Origin of the sequence: Methylocystis sp. IM3 (genome assembly GCF_038070105.1) — a bacterium.
GTDB lineage: Bacteria > Pseudomonadota > Alphaproteobacteria > Rhizobiales > Beijerinckiaceae > Methylocystis.
In genome coordinates, this window is the sequence record NZ_JBBPBZ010000001.1 from 98863 (window position 1) to 117469 (window position 18607).

Annotated in this window: 18 protein-coding genes and 1 pseudogene; 11 read left to right on the forward strand and 8 right to left on the reverse strand. The window is 59.4% G+C overall.

Features of this window, described 5'->3' with window-relative positions; genetic code table 11:
• Positions 1-41: 41 nt before the first annotated feature.
• From hypB to hypF, 5 genes are read right to left on the reverse strand one after another with little or no spacing between them, the layout of a single operon-like run.
• Positions 42-962 carry a hydrogenase nickel incorporation protein HypB gene (gene hypB / locus WOC76_RS00505; RefSeq protein WP_341390076.1) on the reverse strand — a complete coding sequence of 307 codons (921 nt, stop codon included), beginning with the start codon at positions 960-962 and terminating at the stop codon, positions 42-44.
• A 25-nt stretch (positions 963-987) separates the two neighbouring features.
• A complete protein-coding gene (gene hypE, locus WOC76_RS00510; protein ID WP_341102685.1) occupies positions 988-2058 on the reverse strand; it encodes a hydrogenase expression/formation protein HypE in 1071 nt (356 codons plus the stop codon).
• Complete coding sequence (gene hypD, locus WOC76_RS00515; protein ID WP_341102686.1) at positions 2055-3182, reverse strand: hydrogenase formation protein HypD; 1128 nt, start codon at positions 3180-3182, stop codon at positions 2055-2057. The genes hypE and hypD overlap by 4 nt, the downstream gene beginning before the upstream one ends.
• A complete protein-coding gene (locus tag WOC76_RS00520) occupies positions 3179-3868 on the reverse strand; it encodes a D-sedoheptulose-7-phosphate isomerase (RefSeq protein WP_341102687.1) in 690 nt (229 codons plus the stop codon). Before WOC76_RS00520 ends, hypD begins: the two co-directional genes overlap by 4 nt.
• An 11-nt stretch (positions 3869-3879) precedes the next feature.
• The gene (gene hypF / locus WOC76_RS00525) at positions 3880-6255 is read right to left on the reverse strand and encodes a carbamoyltransferase HypF (RefSeq protein WP_341102690.1); all 2376 of its coding nucleotides are present in this window, start codon (positions 6253-6255) and stop codon (positions 3880-3882) included.
• A 307-nt stretch (positions 6256-6562) separates the two neighbouring features.
• Here hypF and WOC76_RS00530 point away from each other — a divergent pair, with 307 nt between their 5' ends.
• From WOC76_RS00530 to WOC76_RS24160, 10 genes and pseudogenes are all read left to right on the forward strand, one after another.
• Positions 6563-7642, forward strand: coding sequence for an NADH-quinone oxidoreductase subunit B family protein (locus WOC76_RS00530; RefSeq protein WP_341102692.1), 1080 nt, complete (start codon positions 6563-6565; stop codon positions 7640-7642).
• A gap of 10 nt (positions 7643-7652) precedes the next feature.
• Entirely contained in the window at positions 7653-9455 is a 1803-nt protein-coding gene (locus tag WOC76_RS00535) for a nickel-dependent hydrogenase large subunit (RefSeq protein ID WP_341102693.1), read from the forward strand.
• Positions 9456-9980 (forward strand): nitrogen fixation protein NifU, encoded by a 525-nt coding sequence (locus WOC76_RS00540; RefSeq protein WP_341431221.1) that lies wholly within the window; start codon positions 9456-9458, stop codon positions 9978-9980. It abuts the gene before it with no gap.
• A 69-nt stretch (positions 9981-10049) separates the two neighbouring features.
• The gene (locus WOC76_RS00545; RefSeq protein WP_341431243.1) at positions 10050-10625 is read left to right on the forward strand and encodes a DUF5947 family protein; all 576 of its coding nucleotides are present in this window, start codon (positions 10050-10052) and stop codon (positions 10623-10625) included.
• Positions 10618-11265 (forward strand): DUF6084 family protein, encoded by a 648-nt coding sequence (locus WOC76_RS00550; protein WP_341390071.1) that lies wholly within the window; start codon positions 10618-10620, stop codon positions 11263-11265. The genes WOC76_RS00545 and WOC76_RS00550 overlap by 8 nt, the downstream gene beginning before the upstream one ends.
• Positions 11262-12485 (forward strand): hypothetical protein, encoded by a 1224-nt coding sequence (locus WOC76_RS00555; RefSeq protein ID WP_341431222.1) that lies wholly within the window; start codon positions 11262-11264, stop codon positions 12483-12485. The genes WOC76_RS00550 and WOC76_RS00555 overlap by 4 nt, the downstream gene beginning before the upstream one ends.
• The gene (locus WOC76_RS00560) at positions 12482-12994 is read left to right on the forward strand and encodes a hydrogenase maturation protease (protein ID WP_341102703.1); all 513 of its coding nucleotides are present in this window, start codon (positions 12482-12484) and stop codon (positions 12992-12994) included. The genes WOC76_RS00555 and WOC76_RS00560 overlap by 4 nt, the downstream gene beginning before the upstream one ends.
• Positions 12995-13121: 127 nt before the next feature.
• Entirely contained in the window at positions 13122-13406 is a 285-nt protein-coding gene (locus WOC76_RS00565; protein WP_341102705.1) for a HypC/HybG/HupF family hydrogenase formation chaperone, read from the forward strand.
• A gap of 9 nt (positions 13407-13415) precedes the next feature.
• Positions 13416-13796, forward strand: coding sequence for a hydrogenase maturation nickel metallochaperone HypA/HybF (locus tag WOC76_RS00570; RefSeq protein ID WP_341102707.1), 381 nt, complete (start codon positions 13416-13418; stop codon positions 13794-13796).
• Positions 13797-14028: 232 nt separating this feature from the next.
• Positions 14029-14190: pseudogene (locus WOC76_RS24160) on the forward strand (transposase family protein); the annotation flags it as partial.
• Between the two features lie 185 nt (positions 14191-14375).
• Here the strand turns inward: WOC76_RS24160 and WOC76_RS00580 are convergent.
• Positions 14376-15992, reverse strand: coding sequence for an ISL3 family transposase (locus tag WOC76_RS00580; protein WP_445730566.1), 1617 nt, complete (start codon positions 15990-15992; stop codon positions 14376-14378).
• A 117-nt stretch (positions 15993-16109) separates the two neighbouring features.
• Between WOC76_RS00580 and WOC76_RS00585 the strand changes: the two genes are divergently transcribed.
• Positions 16110-16484 (forward strand): DUF1403 family protein, encoded by a 375-nt coding sequence (locus WOC76_RS00585; RefSeq protein ID WP_341102709.1) that lies wholly within the window; start codon positions 16110-16112, stop codon positions 16482-16484.
• Positions 16485-16717: 233 nt separating this feature from the next.
• Here WOC76_RS00585 and WOC76_RS00590 read toward each other — a convergent pair whose 3' ends face one another.
• Together WOC76_RS00590 and WOC76_RS00595 are read right to left on the reverse strand one after the other, a co-directional pair.
• On the reverse strand, positions 16718-17665 hold the full coding sequence (locus WOC76_RS00590) for a medium chain dehydrogenase/reductase family protein (protein ID WP_341103026.1): 948 nt from the start codon (positions 17663-17665) through the stop codon (positions 16718-16720).
• A 9-nt stretch (positions 17666-17674) separates the two neighbouring features.
• Positions 17675-18562, reverse strand: coding sequence for a DUF1259 domain-containing protein (locus WOC76_RS00595; RefSeq protein ID WP_341102710.1), 888 nt, complete (start codon positions 18560-18562; stop codon positions 17675-17677).
• Between the last annotated feature and the right edge of the window lie 45 nt (positions 18563-18607).

Genomic DNA, 18607 nt, shown 5'->3' on the forward strand with positions numbered 1-18607 from the left:
TCTGTCCCTGCAGGACTATCTTATTTGTCAATGCATTTCAATCAAGCCTTCGGGGCGAATCCGTCGCTTAAGCGCCAGGTTTCGTCGCGCGTCCGCGCCAACTCTTGCAAGAGCCAAGCTCGCAAAGTCAAAAATCCTTCGCCCGTTTTTGACGAGAGTTCAATGACTTCAATATTTTGATTGACGCGGCGCGCGTTAACGAGACAGCGTTCCCGGTCAAATTCCACGTAGGGTGCGAGATCAATTTTGTTGATGATCATGAGGCGTGCGGCCTGAAACATCTGCGGGTATTTGAGCGGTTTGTCTTCGCCCTCTGTCACGGACAGGATGACGACTTTGCAACTTTCGCCTAGATCGAACAGCGCTGGACATACGAGGTTGCCAACATTCTCGATCATCACGATCGCACCCGTGGAAGGACGCAGCTCCATCAGTCCACGCGCGATCATGTCAGCTTCCAGATGGCAGCCGGCGCCGGTGTTCACCTGAACCGTCGATGCCCCCGCCACACGCATGCGCTCTCCATCAACGGACGTCGCCTGATCGCCCTCAATCACAAACAGGGGCACCTCATCTTTCAGTTCGGCGATGGTGCGCTCGAGCAGAGTCGTTTTTCCGGCGCCCGGAGAACTCATGATATTCAAGGCCAGAATTTCGCGTCCCTGAAGCCAGACGCGGCTTTGCGCAGCGATGGCGTCATTCTTAGCCAGCAGGCGTCGCTGCAATGATAAGATTTGACCCTGCTCGGCGCCCCCATGATGATGGCGATGATGATCGTCGTCATCTTCGCGAGTATGGCTATGCGTGGTCCCATCGGCGTGGATGTGCGTGTGATCATCCAGAGAATGATCATGCGTATGCGCGTGTTCCTGAGTCTCCCCCTCGAGGTCCACCTGCTTTCCCGTCTGCATGTTGGTAATCTTCGCTTGCGCTTCGTCTCCGCAGCCACAGGTTTTGCACATATTCGCTCCCTTACCTTCCAGGCGCTCAACAGATGCGAGGCAATTGTTCGCCGACAAGCATGTCGACGATCCGGCGCCCCCCAAGGCTCGTGCGCATCGTCACGCGTCCGCCTTCGCCCCCGGTGACGTGGCCGATTCGGCAGGCCTCACGCCCGAGAGCGTGCCCGCGCATCGCCGCGAGTGCGTCATCGGCCTGCGTCGCCGGCGCCACGGCGACAATTTTGCCCTCATTGGCCAGATAAAGTGGATCGAGCCCCAGGATCTCACAAAACGCCTTAACCTCCGCTCGAATGGGCGTCGCGTCCTCATCAATCTCGATCGCGACGGCCGACGCTTCGGCGATTTCATTCAACACAGTGGCGGCGCCGCCACGTGTCGCGTCGCGGATGAAGCGAACGTCCGGAGCCGCGTCCTGAAGCACTTCGATGAGACCGTGCAGGCAGGCGCAGTCGCTGGCGATCGGCGCCTCCAGCATCATGTCGCCGCGGGCGCAAAGAATGGCGGCGCCGTGATCGCCGAGCATGCCGTTAACCAGGACGACGTCGCCGACCTGGGCCCGATCGACGCCGAGACGCGTGCCGGCACGGATGACGCCGACGCCAGTCGTCGTGAGGAAAAGCTTGTCGCAACATCCGCGTTGAACGACCTTCGTGTCGCCCGTGATGATTTTGACGCCCGCTTCGCGCGCGGTCGCGCTCATCGAATTGACAATCTGCCGAAGCTCGTCGATTGCGAGGCCTTCTTCAATGATCGCCGCGCATGAAAGGTAGAAGGGCCTTGCGCCGCCAACCGCAAGATCGTTGACCGTGCCGCATACGGAGAGCTTCCCGATGTCGCCGCCGGGAAAGACCAGCGGGTCGACGACGAAGCTGTCGGTGGTGAATGCGAGCCGATCGCCACGCGCGGCAATGTCAGCGAGCTCGATTCGCGCCTGGTCTTCGAGCGGGAGGCCGCTGCCATCGAAGGCGCGAATGAAAACGTCGTCGATCAAATCTTTCATCGCCTTGCCGCCGCCGCCATGCGCGAGCGTTACGCTGCGCACGAAGAGCTTTCCGAGCGCGCGAGCCGGCTTCACGATGGGAGGGAGGGGATTCATTCTGCCGCCTGTGGATGCTTGAGACCGGCATATTGGTAATAGGCGGCGCAAGCGCCCTCGGACGACACCATCAGCGCCCCGAGTGGCGTCTCGGGCGCGCAGGCGGAGCCGAAGACCTTGCATTGCCATGGTTTGATGACGCCCTTCAACACTTCGCCGCACTGGCAAGATTTTGGATCGGCGATCCGGACATTCGGCAGGGCGAATTTCCGTTCCGCGTCGAAACGCGCATATGCCTCCCGCAGCCTGACGCCGGAATGATCGATAGAACCGAGACCGCGCCACTCGAAGAATTCGCGCAGTTCGTATACGCGATTCACGGCGTTCAACGCTGCATCATTGCCCTGATCTGGGACGATGCGCCCATATTGATTCTCGATCTCGCAACGACCCTCAGCGATCTGTTTCAGCAGCATCCAGATCGACTGCAGGATATCGAGCGGCTCAAACCCAGCGACTACCATCGGCTTCTTGTAAAAACTGGAGATGAATGCGTACGGAGCCGTGCCAATAACCATCGACACGTGTCCCGGACCGAGAAATCCGTCGATTCTGAGATCCGGACTGTCGAGGATCGCCTTGATGGTCGGCACGATCGTAATATGATTGCAAAAGACGCTGAAGTTTTCCACGCCTTCACGCTCCGCCTGCAAGATCGTGAGCGCGGTCGACGGCATGGTCGTCTCAAAGCCAAGGCCAAAGAAGACGACCTGTCGATCAGGGTCCTTGCGCGCGATGGTCAGCGCGTCTAGCGGCGAATAGACCATGCGGACATCGGCGCCGTCGGCCTTCGCCTGCAGCAGGCTCTTCGTCGAGCCAGGCACACGCATCGCGTCGCCAAACGTGGTGAAGATCACGCCTTCGCCTTGCGCGATACTTACGCAATCGTCAACGCGTCCCATTGGCAGGACGCAGACGGGACAGCCTGGGCCATGCACTAGTTCTATGCTTTTCGGCAGCATGCCTTCAAGGCCGTAGCGGAAGATTGAATGCGTATGCCCGCCGCAAACCTCCATAATGCGGATCGGTCGGTCATCTGGCCCGATAACGGCGACCAGACGCTCAATTTCCTTGACGAGCGCGCGCGCCTTGGCGCTATCGCGAAACTCTTCGACATATTTCATGCCGAGGCTCCCTTCGTCGTTGCGGAGCCGCGATCGTCAGCGAGCAAAGTGTGAACGAGATCCCAAAGGATATGGTAGCACGCCACGTGACATTCTTGGATGCGATGAATGGAAGACGACGGCACCACCAGGCAATGATCGACGAGACCGCTCGATTTCATTTTGCCCCCGTCGCCGCCGGCGAGGCCGACCGTGACCATGCGCAGTTCTTTCGCCTTGGCGAAGGCCGCGTGGAGATTCGCCGCGTTGCCGCTGGTTGATACGCCGATCACGGCATCGCCGGCGCTGCCCTGCGCGATCAGTTGACGCAAAAAGACATGTTCGAAGCCGAGGTCGTTGCCAACCGCGGAAAGCATGGCGAGATCGGCGACGAGATTGATCGCCGCGAGCGCGGGGCGCCCGGCGGTGATGGGATGCAGGAATTCCACTGCGATATGCGCGGCGTCGCAGCTCGAACCGCCGTTGCCCATGGTGAATAGCCGGCCCCCGTGACGGTAGACGTCGGCAAGGCTTCTCGCGGCGGCGACGAGAACGCCGGCTTGGTCCTCGAAAGCCCTGGCGTTGATCTCGCGCGAGTCTCGAGCCTTTTCCGCCACGGCGGCAAGCAGGGCGGCGTCCAACGTCTCCGGCTGCGCCTCGCCATAGAGGAACGGATAAAGCTCCTTGAGATTGCTTTGGCTGGACATGCCGCCTCTCCTCAACCTTGCCGAATAAGCAGCGCCCCGCCGATCGCGGCTTGCCCGAGCGACAGGCCGCCGTCGTTCGTCGGAACTTGAGCGTGCGACAAGACGGCGAAGCCAGCAGCGCGAAGCCTGTGCACGGTTTCTTCGAACAAAATGCGGTTTTGAAAGCAGCCGCCGGAAAGCGCGACCGTGTCGAAGGATCGCGCGCCGTCTTCCCGCAGCCGCGCCGCCAGTTCCGCCACCGCTTCAGCCAGACCTTTGTGAAAGCGCGCCGCCATCAGGCCTGGCGCAACACCGTCGTAACAATCCTGAAGCGCCGCGCGCCACATCGGCGCTGGATCGATCTGAGCAAGTCCCGTCGCTGAGGAGACAATCTCGAAGGCATAGCCTGAACCGGCTTCGCACATCGGGCCGCTGGTCACGGCCGCCTCGACCAACGCGCCGGCCTGTCCTTCATAGGCCTGCCGATCCCGGCACAAGCCGAGCAATGCGGCAAATGCGTCAAATAGTCGGCCGCATGAGGAGGCGAGCGGCGCATTGAGACCAAGGCTCATCATCGCGTCGAGCGTCGCGCGCGGTTTGGCGTCGAGGAAGTCGTAGACTTCGAGTTCGCGATAGTCGGCCGCAAACGCGCGCCAACCCATCGCCATCGCGATCTGCGCGTAAAGATTGCGCCACGGCTCGCGGGCCGCTTGTTCGCCGCCGGGCATCGGCGCCGGTTTGAGCGAACCCAGCCGCCGATAGTCGCGATAGTCGGCAAGGAGAAATTCGCCGCCCCAGATCTCGCAGTCGTCCCCCAGGCCAACGCCGTCGAGCACGATCCCGAGCACCGGCGACGCATCGAGCGGGTAGCCATTCTCGGCTAGGCAGGCTGCTACATGCGCATGATGATGCTGCGCTTCTATGAGCGGCAGATTCGCGCCGGTATAGATTTTCGCAAGCCTTGACGAAGCGTATTGGGGATGCCGATCGACGACCAGCGCTTCCGGCGCATGCTCGAACAGCTTGGCGAAGAGCTTCTGATTTCTTTGATAATCGTCGAGGGTCGCCGCATCTTCAAGATCGCCCTGATGCTGCGAGAGGATTGCCTCACCCTTCTTGAGCAGACAGAAAGTCGCCTTCAGATGCCCGCCAAAGGCCAGCAAAGGCGGCGCCTGCCTGAATCCTGACGGCAAGCGGATCGGCGCCGGCGCAAAGCCGCGGGCGCGACGAAGCACGCGCGGCGCGCCGTCCATGACCCGAACCAACGAGTCATCGACACGAGTCGCGATTTGCCGATTGTGCGTCAGAACATGGCTGGCGATCGCTCCAAGCCGTCTCGGCGCCTCTGCATCGTCGACAACCTGCGGCTCGTCCGACCAATTGCCACTCGTCATGATCACCGGCCTGCTGACCGCTCGCATCAACAAAAGGTGCAATGGCGTCGTCGGCAGCATAAAGCCGAGCGTATTCAACCCCGGCGCAACAGTGCGCGGTAGACGGAGAGGGCCCTCAACTTCAAGTAAGACGATCGGCGCGGACGGACTGGAAAGCAGCTCCGCTTCTTCCTCGCTTAGGCGGCAATGGTTGCGAACCATGGCCAGACCCTCGGCCATCAAGGCAAAAGGCTTTGCGTCCCGGCGCTTACGCTGGCGAAGGCGATTCACGGCAGTCTCATTGGTCGCGTCACAGGCAAGCTGATAACCGCCAAGGCCTTTTATTGCTAAGATCTCGCCCGCACGAATCAGCTGAGCGGCGGCCGCAAGCGCATCCTGTGCACCAACCCAATCGAGCGATCCGTTCTCCAGCCTGGCAAGAGACAGGCGCGGTCCGCAGACCGGGCATGCGATTGGCTGAGCATGGAAGCGACGATCGCCAGGATCTGCGTATTCCCGCGCGCACGCTTTGCACATGGCGAAAGGCGCCATGGTCGTCATAGTGCGGTCGTAAGGAACGCCGTAGACGATCGTTAGGCGCGGCCCGCAATGCGTGCAATTGGTGAAGGCGTAGCGGTAGCGGCGCGACGAGGGGTCGGAGAGCTCATCGGCGCAGGCTGCGCAGATTGCCGCATCCGGCGCGATCTGCGTATCTGCGCCGCCACGAAGGCTTTCCGCAATACGAAACACCAGTGGCGGTTCGCCTTTGAAAGGACGAGTTTCAATTGCGTCGATCCGGCTGAGGGGCGGCGCCTCGCGGCGCAAGCGTGTTATGAAGGCCTCGATGTCGTTGCTAGCTCCGCCGACGATCACCACGACTCCCTCCGAGTCGTTATAGACTTCGCCTGCCAATCCGCATTGCCGCGCTATTCGCCATACATTCGGCCTAAATCCGACGCCTTGCACGCATCCACGAACGCGGATCTCGACCGTTTCCCTTGGTCCTTTTTCAGCAGAATCGAGGCGGATAGACACGAGCGAGGGTTCCCCCGAATTACGAACTTGTTGCTCGACCTCACATCAAAGTCGGAACAGTTTGCGCCGCAATCCAAAACTATTGCTCGAATTTATCGGCTCAAGGCGAGCACCGCCGAAGAGTGAGGAGACGCTTTAGATTTTGCATGAAACCCGCAGCTTAGGGTGAATCGAGTTTATTCATTTTTGTTAGAGAGTTGTGACTTGAGCCGCTAACAGCGATTTCCTCTATTCGCGTTTAGTTGGAACAAAGTTTCGTCAAGGGACGTTGGCCTGCCGGGATATTCTGACGCGAGAGGGCGCCATCATGCCTGTCGCCGTTCCTTATGGTCGCAAGACACAAAAACCGCCCAAGGTCGAAGAATTGCACATCCTCTGGATCACGGCCGGATTGGGTTGCGACGGAGACACGGTTTCGATCACGGCCGCCAGCCAGCCCAGCATAGAGGACGTGCTTCTTGGGGCGGTCCCCGGATTACCAAAAGTGCATCTTCACAATCCGGTGCTGGCCTATGAGGTCGGCGACGAGTTCTTGCAGATTTTTCACCAGGCGGCCCGCGGCGAAGTCGATAATTTCGTGCTGGTCGTCGAAGGCTCGGTTCCCAACGAGAAACTGAGCGGCGACGGCTATTGGGCGGCTTTCGGTACCGATCACAAGACCGGACAACCGATCACAACAAATGAGTGGATCGACCGCCTGGCGCCGAAGGCGCTCGGGGTCATCGCCGCCGGAACCTGCGCCACCTACGGCGGCATTCACGCAATGAAGGGCAACCCAACAGGCTGTATGGGCGTCGCCGATTATCTCGGTTGGGATTGGAAATCCAAGGCGGGACTTCCAATCGTCAACGTGCCCGGATGCCCGGTACAACCCGACAACTTTATGGAGACGCTGCTTTATCTCCTGCGGCAATTAGCGGGAGCGGCGCCCATGATCCCGCTCGACGATGCGCTGAGGCCCAAGTGGCTTTTCGACATGACGGTGCATCAAGGCTGCGATCGCGCCGCATATTATGAACAGGCCCAGTTTGCGCATGAGTATGGCTCTCGCAAATGCCTCGTGAAGATCGGCTGCTGGGGTCCCGTTGTCCAATGCAACGTGCCAAAGCGCGGCTGGATCGGCGGTGTCGGAGGGTGCCCGAATGTCGGCGGCATTTGCATTGGCTGTACAATGCCAGGGTTCCCGGACAAGCTCATGCCCTTTATGGACGAACCTCCTGGCGCGCGCATCTCCTCCACGCTCGTCGCTCCTTATGGCTATCTGATCCGAAATCTGCGCCGGCTCACCAACAACACGCTGAACAAAGAGCCAAGGTGGCGGCACAACAGACCAGAGCGCACCACAGGCTACGATCCGGGCAAGCCCGAAGCCCTGTATCCGCTTTAAGGGAAAGACAATGGACCAGATCGCTGAAACCATCCGGCCGGATGCGAAGTCGCCGAACCTTGTCGAAATGAGCTGGGACCCGATTACCCGGATTGTTGGCAGCCTGGGCATTTTCACGAAAATTGATTTCGAGAATCGCCGTATCGCCGAATGTCACAGCACCTCGTCGATTTTTCGCGGCTACAGCATTTTCATGAAAGGCAAGGACCCGCGCGACGCCCATTTCATCACGAGCCGAATCTGCGGCATCTGCGGGGACAATCACGCGACATGCTCCGTCTACGCCCAGAACATGGCCTATGGCGTCAAACCGCCGCCGCTTGCCGAATGGATCATCAACCTCGGCGAAGCTGCTGAATATATGTTCGACCACAACATTTATCAGGACAATCTCGTTGGCGTCGACTTCTGCGAGCAGATGGTGAAGGAGACGAATCCAAGCGTGTGGGCGAAAGCTCAGCACACTCCTGCGCCGCATTCCGTTGACCATGGCTACAAGACGATCGCCGACATCATGACGGCGCTGAACCCCTTTAGCGGCGAATTTTACCGCGAAACCTTGATGGTCAGTCGCTACACGCGTGAGATGTTCTCGCTGATGGAGGGACGGCACGTCCATCCTTCGACGCTATATCCTGGCGGGGTCGGTACGACGCCGACGGTGCAGCTCTTCACCGATTATCTCGTGCGGCTCGCCCGGTATGCCGAGTTTATGAAGAAATGCGTGCCACTGCACGACGATCTCTTCGATTTCATGTACGAGGCGCTGCCCGGCTATGAGGAAGTTGGAAGGCGGCGCATCCTGATCGGATGTTGGGGTTCGTTCCAAGATCCAGAAAAGTGCGACTACAACTACAAGACGATGGCCGACTGGGGCCGCGCCATGTTCGTGACCCCCGGGGTCATCGTCGACGGTGAATTGGTGACGACCAGCCTTGTCGACATCAACCTCCAAATGCGCATCCTGCTCGGCCACAGCTATTATGACGATTGGCAGAACACCGAAACCTTTGTTAAGACTGATCCACTCGGCAATACAATCGACCAGCGTCACCCGTGGAACCAGACGACGATACCGCGCCCGCAAAAGCGCGATTTCGACGGCAAATATTCCTGGGTCATGTGCCCGCGCTGGCTAGACCAGCGTACAGGGGATCACCTCGCGCTCGACACCGGAGGCGGCGCGATTGCCCGGCTATGGTCAACAGCCTTGGCTGGAATCGTCGACGTCGGCTACGTGAAGTCGACCGGGCATAGCGTCAAAATCTATCTGCCCAAGACCGCGCTCAAGGGCGAGGTGGAGTTCGAATGGCATGTGCCCAAGTGGAGCAATGCGATTGAACGCGATCGCGCGCGCACTTATTTCCAAGCTTATTGTGCAGCTCTTGCTTATCACTTCATCGAGAAAGCTTTAGCTGAGGTTCAGGCCGGTCGCACAAAAACCTGGACCGAGTTCAAAGTTCCAGACGAGGCGATTGGCTGCGGATTCCACGAGGCGGTTCGCGGCGTTCTTTCGCACCATCTCGTCATCCGCGGCGGCAAGATCGCCAATTATCATCCCTATCCGCCGACGCCGTGGAATGCGACGCCCCGCGACGTCTACGGCACGCCGGGGCCCTATGAAGATGCGGTGCAGAACACGCCGATCTTTGAGGAGAATGGTCCCGACAAATTCAAAGGCATCGACATCATGCGCGCCGTGCGCAGCTTCGATCCATGCCTGCCCTGCGGCGTGCATATGTATGTGGGCGGCGGCAAAACGCTCAAAACGATTCATTCGCCGATGTTCGGCGTATCACGCGCGGGGGCCTAGATGAGCGAAGGGTCCTCCAAGGCGCTACAAGGCTGTCTTCAGCGAATGCAGACAGCGATGACGGGCCTAGACGAGATCGGCGACGCAACAGTGCGTTCGGTCGCGAAGGACCTCGTCGACGCCTTGCTCGATCTGCACGGGCTCGCTCTCGCGAGGACCATGACATTCCTGATGAACGCCGAAGGCGGCCGTGTCTTGGCGGAGCGTCTCGCAGACGACGACTGCGTCGCCGCGACAATGCTGCTCCATGGCCTGCATCCGGAGGATCCGGAAACCCGACTCCGGAAGAAAATCAGTGCGATGCGCCCACATTGGGGCGTGCGCGGATTCCGAGTCGAGCTGGCGGAGGTCTCGGCGTCGAGCGCGAAAGCGCGCATCCTTTGGAGCAATCCGATCGCCGACCGTCGCGCCGTGCTGCTCGAGGTCGAAACAGCGCTAACAGACGCTGCCCCCGATTTGGACGCCATCTTAGTTGGAGTAGCCGAAGAGGCGCAACCAGAGTCCGCGGCGGCACTGCAGAATTAGGGTGGCCAAATGGAGCGCTCTCAGAGGAATTGGGTGGCAAAGCTGAGGCGATTGGCGACGACGCCGAGCATGCAGCAGGAACGCTGCGAGCTATGCGGCGCGGCAATCGGCCCAGATCACGCGCATTTGCTGGAAAACGGAGTCCGGCGCCTGCATTGCGCCTGCGAGGCTTGCAGCTTTACCTTGGCGGAGGGTCAGCGCTTCCTTCTGGTTCGACCGATGACCGAGGCGCTTGTCGATTTCAATCTCAGCGATTGGGATTGGGAGTCGATGCAACTGCCGATCGATCTCGCCTTCTTTTTCCGCAGCACAACCGAGGGCAAAGTGGTGGCGCTCTACCCGGGACCAGCTGGAGCTATGGCTTCGACGATGAGCGAGGAGGCCTGGACGCGTCTCGTCGCCGCCAACCCGATGCTGGAGACCTTCGCGCCCGACGTGGAAGCCCTTCTTATCAACCGCACGAAAGGCGCTCGACGATATTATCGAGTGTCGATCGATCGCTGTTATGCGCTCGTGGGCCTTATTCGCTCGAGTTGGAAGGGAATCTCAGGAGGCGTGGAAGCTTGGGAGGCGATCGGGCAATTTTTCTCGGCGCTCGATTCGTCCGGCGCCGACAATAGCAACCGGGCGATCATGCATGGCTAATCTTTCATTCACCATCGAACGGGTCGAGGCTGAAAAGTTCTCGGCGACGCCCCTATTGCTCTTCTCCCTGCGCATGATCAATGCGGAACAAGCGCAACGCATCGAAAACATCGAGCTTAACTGCCAGATTCGCCTGGAGCCAACGCAGCGCGTCTACAGTCCGTCGGAACGCGAAAGACTCGCCGAACTTTTTGGCGCCCCTGAGCGCTGGGGCGAAACGCTGCGCAGTCTGCTCTGGACGCAGATCCACGTCTCGGTTCCCGGCTTTGAACGCGAAAAGACCGTGCAACTTCCGGTTCCCTGCACGCATGATTTCAACATCGCGAGCGCCAAATATTTCTACGGGCTGAACGACGGCGACGCGCCGCTGTCTTTCCTTTTCAGTGGATCCTTATTCTACAAGGACGCTTGTGGCGACTTGCAAATCGAACAAATCCCCTGGTCAAAGGAGGCCCGCTTTCGTCTTCCCGTCGCAATCTGGCGGGATCTGATGAACGCCTATTATCCCAATGCCGAATTGCTGCGCGTCAGCGCGGAGATTTTTAATCGCCTCAACGATTTCAAACGTCGCAACGGACTCCTGAGCTTTGACGACACCCTCCATCGTCTCCTACGAAATGTGGAGGTTGACGCGACATGAACTTCGAGCCTGCAAAAGATATCGCCGATGCGGTATTGTTCGAAGGATACATTCTCTATCCCTACCGAGCGTCCGCGCTCAAAAACCGACAGCGCTGGACGTTTGGCGGACTCTTCCCTCGCGACTACGCCGGCGATGAGCCTTCATCTATGCAAACCGAAATTCTGGTCAAGGTGGCGGATGAGGGGCAACTGGATGTGACCCTGCGCTTTCTGCATACGCAGCGACGCAAGATCCAGAATGCAAAAGGCGACGACGTCGATGTCCTGGATTTGGACGGAAAGCAATATGTCGCATGGGACGAGGCCGTCGTGCGCGAGGTGACGGCCTCAGGATTAGCGCTGAAGTCATTAAGCGTCCACCCTGAAACCATGTCGTTTTCCTTCCCTGCGGAAAGCAGCGTCGTGCCGCTTGCCGACGCAAGAGGCGCGATCCAACGCAGCTGTCAAGCGCTACAGGGCATCATCAAGATATCGGCCACCCCAGTTGAAGGCAACGTGCTGCGCGTGCGTGCCAGAGCTGAAAATACCACCCCCCTACGCCTTCGCCTCTCGCGAGCCGAGGCGCAACACTATGGGTTCTTATCCACGCACACGATCTTGGGCGCCCGCGGGTGTGCGTTTGTCTCGCTTCTCGATCCGCCAGAAGCGCTCGCCGCCGCCGCAGCCGGCTGCCAAAATCTTGGGACGTGGCCTGTCCTGGCAGGCGAGGAACCGGCGACGGATATCATCCTCTCATCGCCGATTATCCTTTACGACTACCCCAAGGTTGCGCCACAGAGCAAAAGCCAGTTTTTCGATGCGACCGAAATAGACGAGATGCTGACGTTGCGCGTGTTGACCCTAACGGATGAAGAACAATTGGAAATGGCGGCGACCGACCCGGGAGCGCGGGCTATTCTCGAACAATGTCAGGCTTTATCTCGGGATCAACTCTTCAACTTACACGGCGCACTTCGAAAGCCAATGACGGACGGCGCCGCGCTGACTGTCGGCTCTCATGTTCGCCTCAACCCCAAAGATCGAGGCGACATTTTCGACATGGCGCTCAACGGCAAAATCGCGGTCGTCCAGGCGATCGAGCGCGATTTCGAGAACCGTCTCCACGTAGCCGTCACCCTGCTGGACGATCCGGGCAGCGACCTCGGGGAGAACGGATTTCCCGGACATCGATTTTTCTTCTCGACAGATGAGGTGGAGCGTGTGGGAGGGCTGTCATGACGCGCGTTCTCGTTGCGGGGGTCGGTAACATATTTTGCGGAGACGACGCTTATGGCGTCGAAGTGACCAACCGCCTTCTTCGGAAAAGCTTCCCCTCCGAGGTCGATGTCAAGGATTTCGGGATCCGCGGCCTCGATCTGGCCTATGCTTTGACCGATGGCTATGAGTTCGTCATCGTAATCGATGCCGCAGCGCGAGGACAAGAGCCTGGCTCGATATCGATCGTCGAGCCGGAGCTGGCCATCGGCGCCGCAAGCGGACCGCAACCTCATCTCGGCTCCGCGCATGGGCTCGATCCCGAAAAGGTTTTGCGCTTCGCGACGACCCTCGGCGCAACCTGCAAACGAATGCTCTTCGTCGTCTGCGAACCATTTACGCTTGGAGATGAGGATGGGCAGATTGGCCTAAGCGATGTCGTCGCCGCATCTGTCGAACCAAGCGTACAACTGGTCGAGAGCCTCGTTACTTCACTTTTGCGTGAAGGCGAGATTGCGCTCGGCGCTTGCTGAAGGGAGTAGGGCTATGGGTCTCTTCGAAATTATCCTCGGCCTCCTGATCCTGGCGCTGATCGCGTTCAACTTCCGAGACATTGTGCGCTATATCAAGATCACGATGATGTGATTGGCGGAACTCGATATGTGTCTCGGTATTCCTGGCTGCATCGTAAGGATTGATGACAGAGATAATCAGCTCGCGACAGTGGACATTTGCGGCGTGCGCCGCCAGATCAACGTCTCCTGTGTCGTCGGCGAAAATGAAATCGACGCCTGCATCGGAATGTGGGTGCTCGTCCATGTCGGCTTTGCGATGAGCCGCATAGACGAGGACGAGGCCAAAGCGACGCTCAAAATACTCAACGAGCTGGGCGAGGCGCAGACCGATATCGAGGCCATAATTGCTTCGCCTCCTTTAACGAAGTGAGTGGGAGCAATGCACGAACTCTCCATTGCGTTAAGCGCGATCGAGCTCGCGGAGCAGGCTGCGAACGGCAGGCGAATTGCGCGAATCACTTTGGAAATAGGTGAACTTGCCGGCGTTGCGCCGGAAGCGCTATTTTTTTGTTTTGATCTTGCGACCAAGGACACGCTTGCCGAAGGCGCGGAGCTCGAGATTTGCGCGCGATCTGGGATCGCACGCTGTGAACAATGTCAGAGCACTTTCCCCGCTCCCTCACGCCTCGCCATTTGTGACTGCGGATCACCAAGAATTTGTCTCGTGCAAGGCGAAGAACTCAACGTGAAGAGCGTTGAATTTTGCCAAGCGCGTCGAGAAGGCGGCGGCGTGGCGCAGCAAGCTGAGAGGGATCGTTGAAAATCCCCTGGACGTCACATCTTAATCCGTAATGCTCTATGCGAAATGCGGGAAAGAAAATGAGTCATTTGCCATCCCACCGCCAGCACGCTTAGATTTCGCTCATCACTGGGTCTTCCTCACTTTGTGTTGCACCCTTGATCGACTGGGAGCAAGGCCATAGCTTGACCGCGTGGCAAGAAACTATATTTGGTCCCTGGGGAAGGGCGTCCGAATTCTGGACGCAAAACAGATGGCTGGCCAATGGCTGATCTCGGCGGCGGCCGTCGGGTCTGGTGTCTGTCCGGACTGCGGGAAGCGCTCGACGCGCCGATACGGCTGGCATGAGCGCCATCTACAAGATTTGCCGGCGCAAGGCGCCCCTGTTGCTGTAAAACTTCGCCTCCAGCGCTGGCGGTGTCGAAACGAAGCCTGCGAGCGTAAGACGTTCACCGCGCTACTGCCCGATGTCGCAGCGCCCCGAGCGCGTCGCACCGTGCGGCCCACCGAAATCATTTACCTTCTCGGCCATGGCGTGGGCGGGCGTCCGGGAGAGCGCCTGATCAAGCGAATCGGCATGCCGACGGGGTCTGCGTCACTTTACGTGCAGACGGCCGTTTCGAACGGAAGCATTCGAGCTCGCAGCAGTTCAATGCCTGCGCGACCATACATGGCGCGCTTTAACGTTTTGAGACGATTGATTTGCCCCTCGGCCTGGCCGCTGCTCCAATGCTCTATGATGGCGTTTCTGACGGCGTCTTTATCTCGGCTCAACGTTCGCGCAAATTGCTGGATCACGGGCACCCCGGAATGCTTCGCGTCATGAAGCCAGTCATTGAGCTTATCAGGATTTTTGCCGCACAAAATGCTTCGGAAGCGCATCGCGAGTTGGCGCAGGATGACGAAGCTAGGCGAGGCGCGCTTCAAAACGATGACCTTGGCGTTCTCGGCGGGCGTTAATCGCCGTGTCGGCTTTATGCAGAGAGAAGCGGCAACGACCGGAGAGATTTGCCAGCCGGTCGCCGGATCGACTGCCGGGATCTCAATGAATTTTCTGTTTTGCTGCTCTGGCTGCTTCCTTTGGACGCCGCCGGCGCGCCATGTGGTTAAAAGGCGCTCGAGATTTGAGAAGCTTCCCGTGTAGCCCCGATTTTGAAGATCATGAAATAAACGTCGGCCTACGCGATCGCCCTCGGCCCATCGGTGGGCGAGGAACTCTCGGAAATATAGAGGAGAACTCGGCCTCAACGCCAGCCGTCGACGGTGCAGCGGGAACCCCGTCTTGATCCATTTCGCGACGGTTCTGTGGTCGACGCCGATCTCCGCGGCGATATCGACAAAAGTTTTCCCCGAGGCGCGCAGCAACCTGACCCGGTCAAATAGAGCTTGACGCGCATGGTCGCGTTCTCCCCGCCACGCCGCCCGACAATCTCCGACGGTCGGTGGGAGTTGGGGACGCCCGGCAAAGCGGCTGACGCGACTCATGTGTCGCTCGATGCTTTCGCGCAAGTTTTGCAACAAATGAAAGCGATCAGCGACTTGTCGGGCTTGCGGCGCTCCCTGCCGAACGCCCTGTGCATAGAGACCGCAGCGGTCGCGGCTAACGACTTCGATTTCAGGATGTTGCTTGACCCAATCCGCAGTCTCTTTGGCAGAGCGGGTTTCGAGCACGTCTGCAACGACCTGACGTTCAAGATCGACGATGATCGTTCCGTAATTGAAGCCTTTGCGCCAGCTCCAATCGTCAATCGCGATCGCGCGCAGTGGAGCGCCATCGCGACGTTCAGCTGCATGACGTTTGACCTGCCGCAGAATCGCATTGTCGCTGACGGGCATCGCCAGCCGTGCCAGCAACTTCTCGCTTGTCCTGCCCCCAGCGGCGTGGCCGAACAACCGCACGAGGTCGGTAGCGCGCTGCGTTTTTCGTGCAAAGGGAAAAGCCGTCGTCGGCCTTTCGACGAAAGTCTTTCGCGCGCATCTCTGGTTCAAACATCGCCACCGCCCCAGGCGCAACTCGAGAACAACAGGAACACCTTGAATTGGAAGGTCCTGCAGGCGCCGGGCGTGCCAGCTATGACGCGATGTTGATGCTCCTCCACAATCGGGGCATGACCGTATCCCGGCTCCGTCCGCCGATACGAGCCACCGGTTCTCTCGCAATACAACGCTACGCACGACCACTCCCGGCCCAAAGGCCAAATTCAATTTCTTCGTCATGCGCTATTGAAGCGCGCCAAGCTCTACCTTGGCAAGGTATAGCACGCAAAGTGACGCAGACCCCATATTGATGTAGGCTGACAACGAGCCCGGCCGGCGCGCTTCGACGCGACGGTCTTGCGCGCGGCGGGGCTGCTCGGGCTGCCAGAGGCGATCGACGCGGGCGCGCTCGCCGTCGCCGTCGCCGCGGTTCCCGACCCGCTCATGGCAGCGGCGCGAGCCAACGCCGCCGCCATGAAACTCTGCCCACAGGCCGCCGAGCTGGCGCGGCGGTCGCAAAAGCTCCTCTCGGTCGCGCCGATGTTGCGCGCGAAGGGCGCGCGTCGCGTCGTCGACATGCTGCTTGCCGACGATGGCGTCACCCCCGCCGCCGCGGCGGCTCGCGCCGGCCTCTCCGATCGCGCCGCGCGGCGCTTGTTCGACCGGCTCGTTATGCTCGGCGCCGTGCGCGAACTCACCGGGCGCGACACGTTCAGGATCTATGGTCTATGAGTCGCGCCAACGCCGCCCGTCTCGACCGCGACCTTTCCGACCGGGATTTGCCGAGGACCGCGCAGACGCACGCATTTTTTCGTCCGGAGCCAATATTCTCGCGGATGTTCGAGATTTGGCCGCTCGGCAAAGTCACGTTCATTGAAACGGCGGCCGACGGACCGAGTTAAAGGGGCGAATGATTTTCGCTCGGCGTGGAAACCTCATCCATATGATGGCGCCTCATTGCGGCGTCATGCTAGCGAATTGCAGATCAGCACAAGCTTGCCCTTTACTGATCCTTCGCCGAGCAGTTCATGCGCGCGGCGAGCCTCATTCAATGGGATTCGCTCTGCGATAAGCGGCTGGATCTTCTGTTCACGAAGAAGATTGAGCAAGACGCTTAAATCTTCGCGAAACCATTTTGGTTTCCACCGCTTCAGGACCTGTATGCTATAGGGGAGAATGCGTCGTCCGCCGGGTGAGAGGAAAGCGCGAAGCGCGTGCCAAGCGGGCCTTAGCAAGCCACGAAAACGGTAACGTAAACCACCTGCCAGCTGACCCTTTTTCAGAAATGACGTAAAGCCGTAAACGACAACGCGTCCACCCGGCCTCAGCGCTTGGAATGAACGCCAAACATTGGCTTCGCCAACACCATCAAAGACGATATCCACGCCTTCGCCTGTTAAGCGGCGAATCTTCGCAACAAAGTCGACCTTCTGGTAATCGATCGGCGTCGCGCCCAGATCGGAGATGGTTTGATGGGTCGCCAGCGGCGCGGTGCCATACATTTCCAAACCCATCAGGCGGCCAAGTTGCAACAAAGCCGTGCCGACGCCTCCCGCGGAGCCATGGACGAGCACCCGCTGACCTGGAGAGGCATGCGCAACCCGATGCATCATTTGGTAGGCGGTGACGTAATTTAGCACGAGGCTAACGGCTTCGGCGGGATCAAGGCCATCTGGAACAGGAGTGAGTTCAGTCTGGGGAAGGCAGATGTGCTGGGCGTAGCCGCCATGGATCGGCAGAGCCGCAACAATCTGACCGATCCATGCTTGCGACGCGTCCTCCCCGACCTTATCCACCACGCCCACGATGTCCCATCCAGGCGTGAAGGGAAGGATCGTCCAGCGAGCAGTCAGGGCGGTTCTCATTACAGCCAGACGATCGAACGCGCATACAAACTCGTCGTGGAGGATCACCGTCAAGCATCAGCTCTTCGCCGCCGCATGGACGGCGTCGAGGCCTGCCCGTAAGGCCCGGGCGAGCTTAACCGCGTCGTCGTTCGCCCAGAAATGCACGAAAAACAGTCGGGGCTCCTCGTCGAGCATATGGTTATGCAGGGCGGTGACCTCGATCCCGTTGCTTTGGAGGATTTTTAAGAGCGGCTCGACTTCCTTTGTGGTCGCGACAAAATCCCCCGTTATTGCCGCCTTACCTCCATTTGTGGGCTGGAAGTTGATGACATTTGCGACCCCAATGGCAGGGGCGATTGTGGAGCCGTCAATTTTCAGTTGGTCCAACTTCGGGACGCTGAATTGAAACACGCCGCCATTGTTACTGCCCTGAAAGCCAAGAGCTTCGTCAACTTGTGCGGTATCGAAGCCGATTTTCGGGGGTTCGACGGCCGAGGGGGCGGAGATCCCAAAGGGCGTTCTCGTTTTCGCAAGGGCATCCCGGATAATTTGGGCCAGCTTTACCGGATCGCCGTGCGCGCCCACATGCATGTAAAGAGTAGCAGGGCTTGCGCGCAGCAGGTGGTTATGAACGGCCGTGATCTCGACGCCACTGGCCAGCAGAGACTGCATCACCGGGGTTACTTCGGTTTCAGTCAGCACAAGGTCGGCCATCATGATGGTTTCTTGCCCCGCTGGCTCGAACGCGATCCAGCCGCCAAGGGCGAGGCCCGGCTTGATGCTGACGCCGTCGAGGGTGACATGAAGATCACTGCGCGGCAGGCCGTATCTGTGCACGGTTCCCGAGATGGCGGGTTTTTTGCCGATGGCCGCGTCGACCTGTGACCAGTCCGTTTCAGCCATGGCCGTAGGCGCGGACAAAAGCAGGAGAGGTGCGGCGAGAGCGGCGAACGCCAAATTCATGAGTTTTTTCCTTTCCTATTCATGGAGCTTTTCTCTCGTTTCATC

Coding starts and splice junctions, on each gene's coding strand:
- WOC76_RS00550 (WP_341390071.1), top strand. CDS start 10,618: ATGGCTAATCTTTCATTCACCATCGAACGGGTCGAGGCTGAAAAGTTC.
- WOC76_RS00570 (WP_341102707.1), top strand. CDS start 13,416: ATGCACGAACTCTCCATTGCGTTAAGCGCGATCGAGCTCGCGGAGCAG.
- WOC76_RS00560 (WP_341102703.1), top strand. CDS start 12,482: ATGACGCGCGTTCTCGTTGCGGGGGTCGGTAACATATTTTGCGGAGAC.
- WOC76_RS00555 (WP_341431222.1), top strand. CDS start 11,262: ATGAACTTCGAGCCTGCAAAAGATATCGCCGATGCGGTATTGTTCGAA.
- WOC76_RS00540 (WP_341431221.1), top strand. CDS start 9,456: ATGAGCGAAGGGTCCTCCAAGGCGCTACAAGGCTGTCTTCAGCGAATG.
- hypE (WP_341102685.1), bottom strand. CDS start 2,058: ATGAATCCCCTCCCTCCCATCGTGAAGCCGGCTCGCGCGCTCGGAAAG.
- WOC76_RS00535 (WP_341102693.1), top strand. CDS start 7,653: ATGGACCAGATCGCTGAAACCATCCGGCCGGATGCGAAGTCGCCGAAC.
- WOC76_RS00580 (WP_445730566.1), bottom strand. CDS start 15,992: ATGACGAAGAAATTGAATTTGGCCTTTGGGCCGGGAGTGGTCGTGCGT.
- WOC76_RS00565 (WP_341102705.1), top strand. CDS start 13,122: ATGTGTCTCGGTATTCCTGGCTGCATCGTAAGGATTGATGACAGAGAT.
- WOC76_RS00595 (WP_341102710.1), bottom strand. CDS start 18,562: ATGAATTTGGCGTTCGCCGCTCTCGCCGCACCTCTCCTGCTTTTGTCC.
- WOC76_RS00545 (WP_341431243.1), top strand. CDS start 10,050: ATGCAGCAGGAACGCTGCGAGCTATGCGGCGCGGCAATCGGCCCAGAT.
- hypB (WP_341390076.1), bottom strand. CDS start 962: ATGTGCAAAACCTGTGGCTGCGGAGACGAAGCGCAAGCGAAGATTACC.
- WOC76_RS00520 (WP_341102687.1), bottom strand. CDS start 3,868: ATGTCCAGCCAAAGCAATCTCAAGGAGCTTTATCCGTTCCTCTATGGC.
- WOC76_RS00530 (WP_341102692.1), top strand. CDS start 6,563: ATGCCTGTCGCCGTTCCTTATGGTCGCAAGACACAAAAACCGCCCAAG.
- hypD (WP_341102686.1), bottom strand. CDS start 3,182: ATGAAATATGTCGAAGAGTTTCGCGATAGCGCCAAGGCGCGCGCGCTC.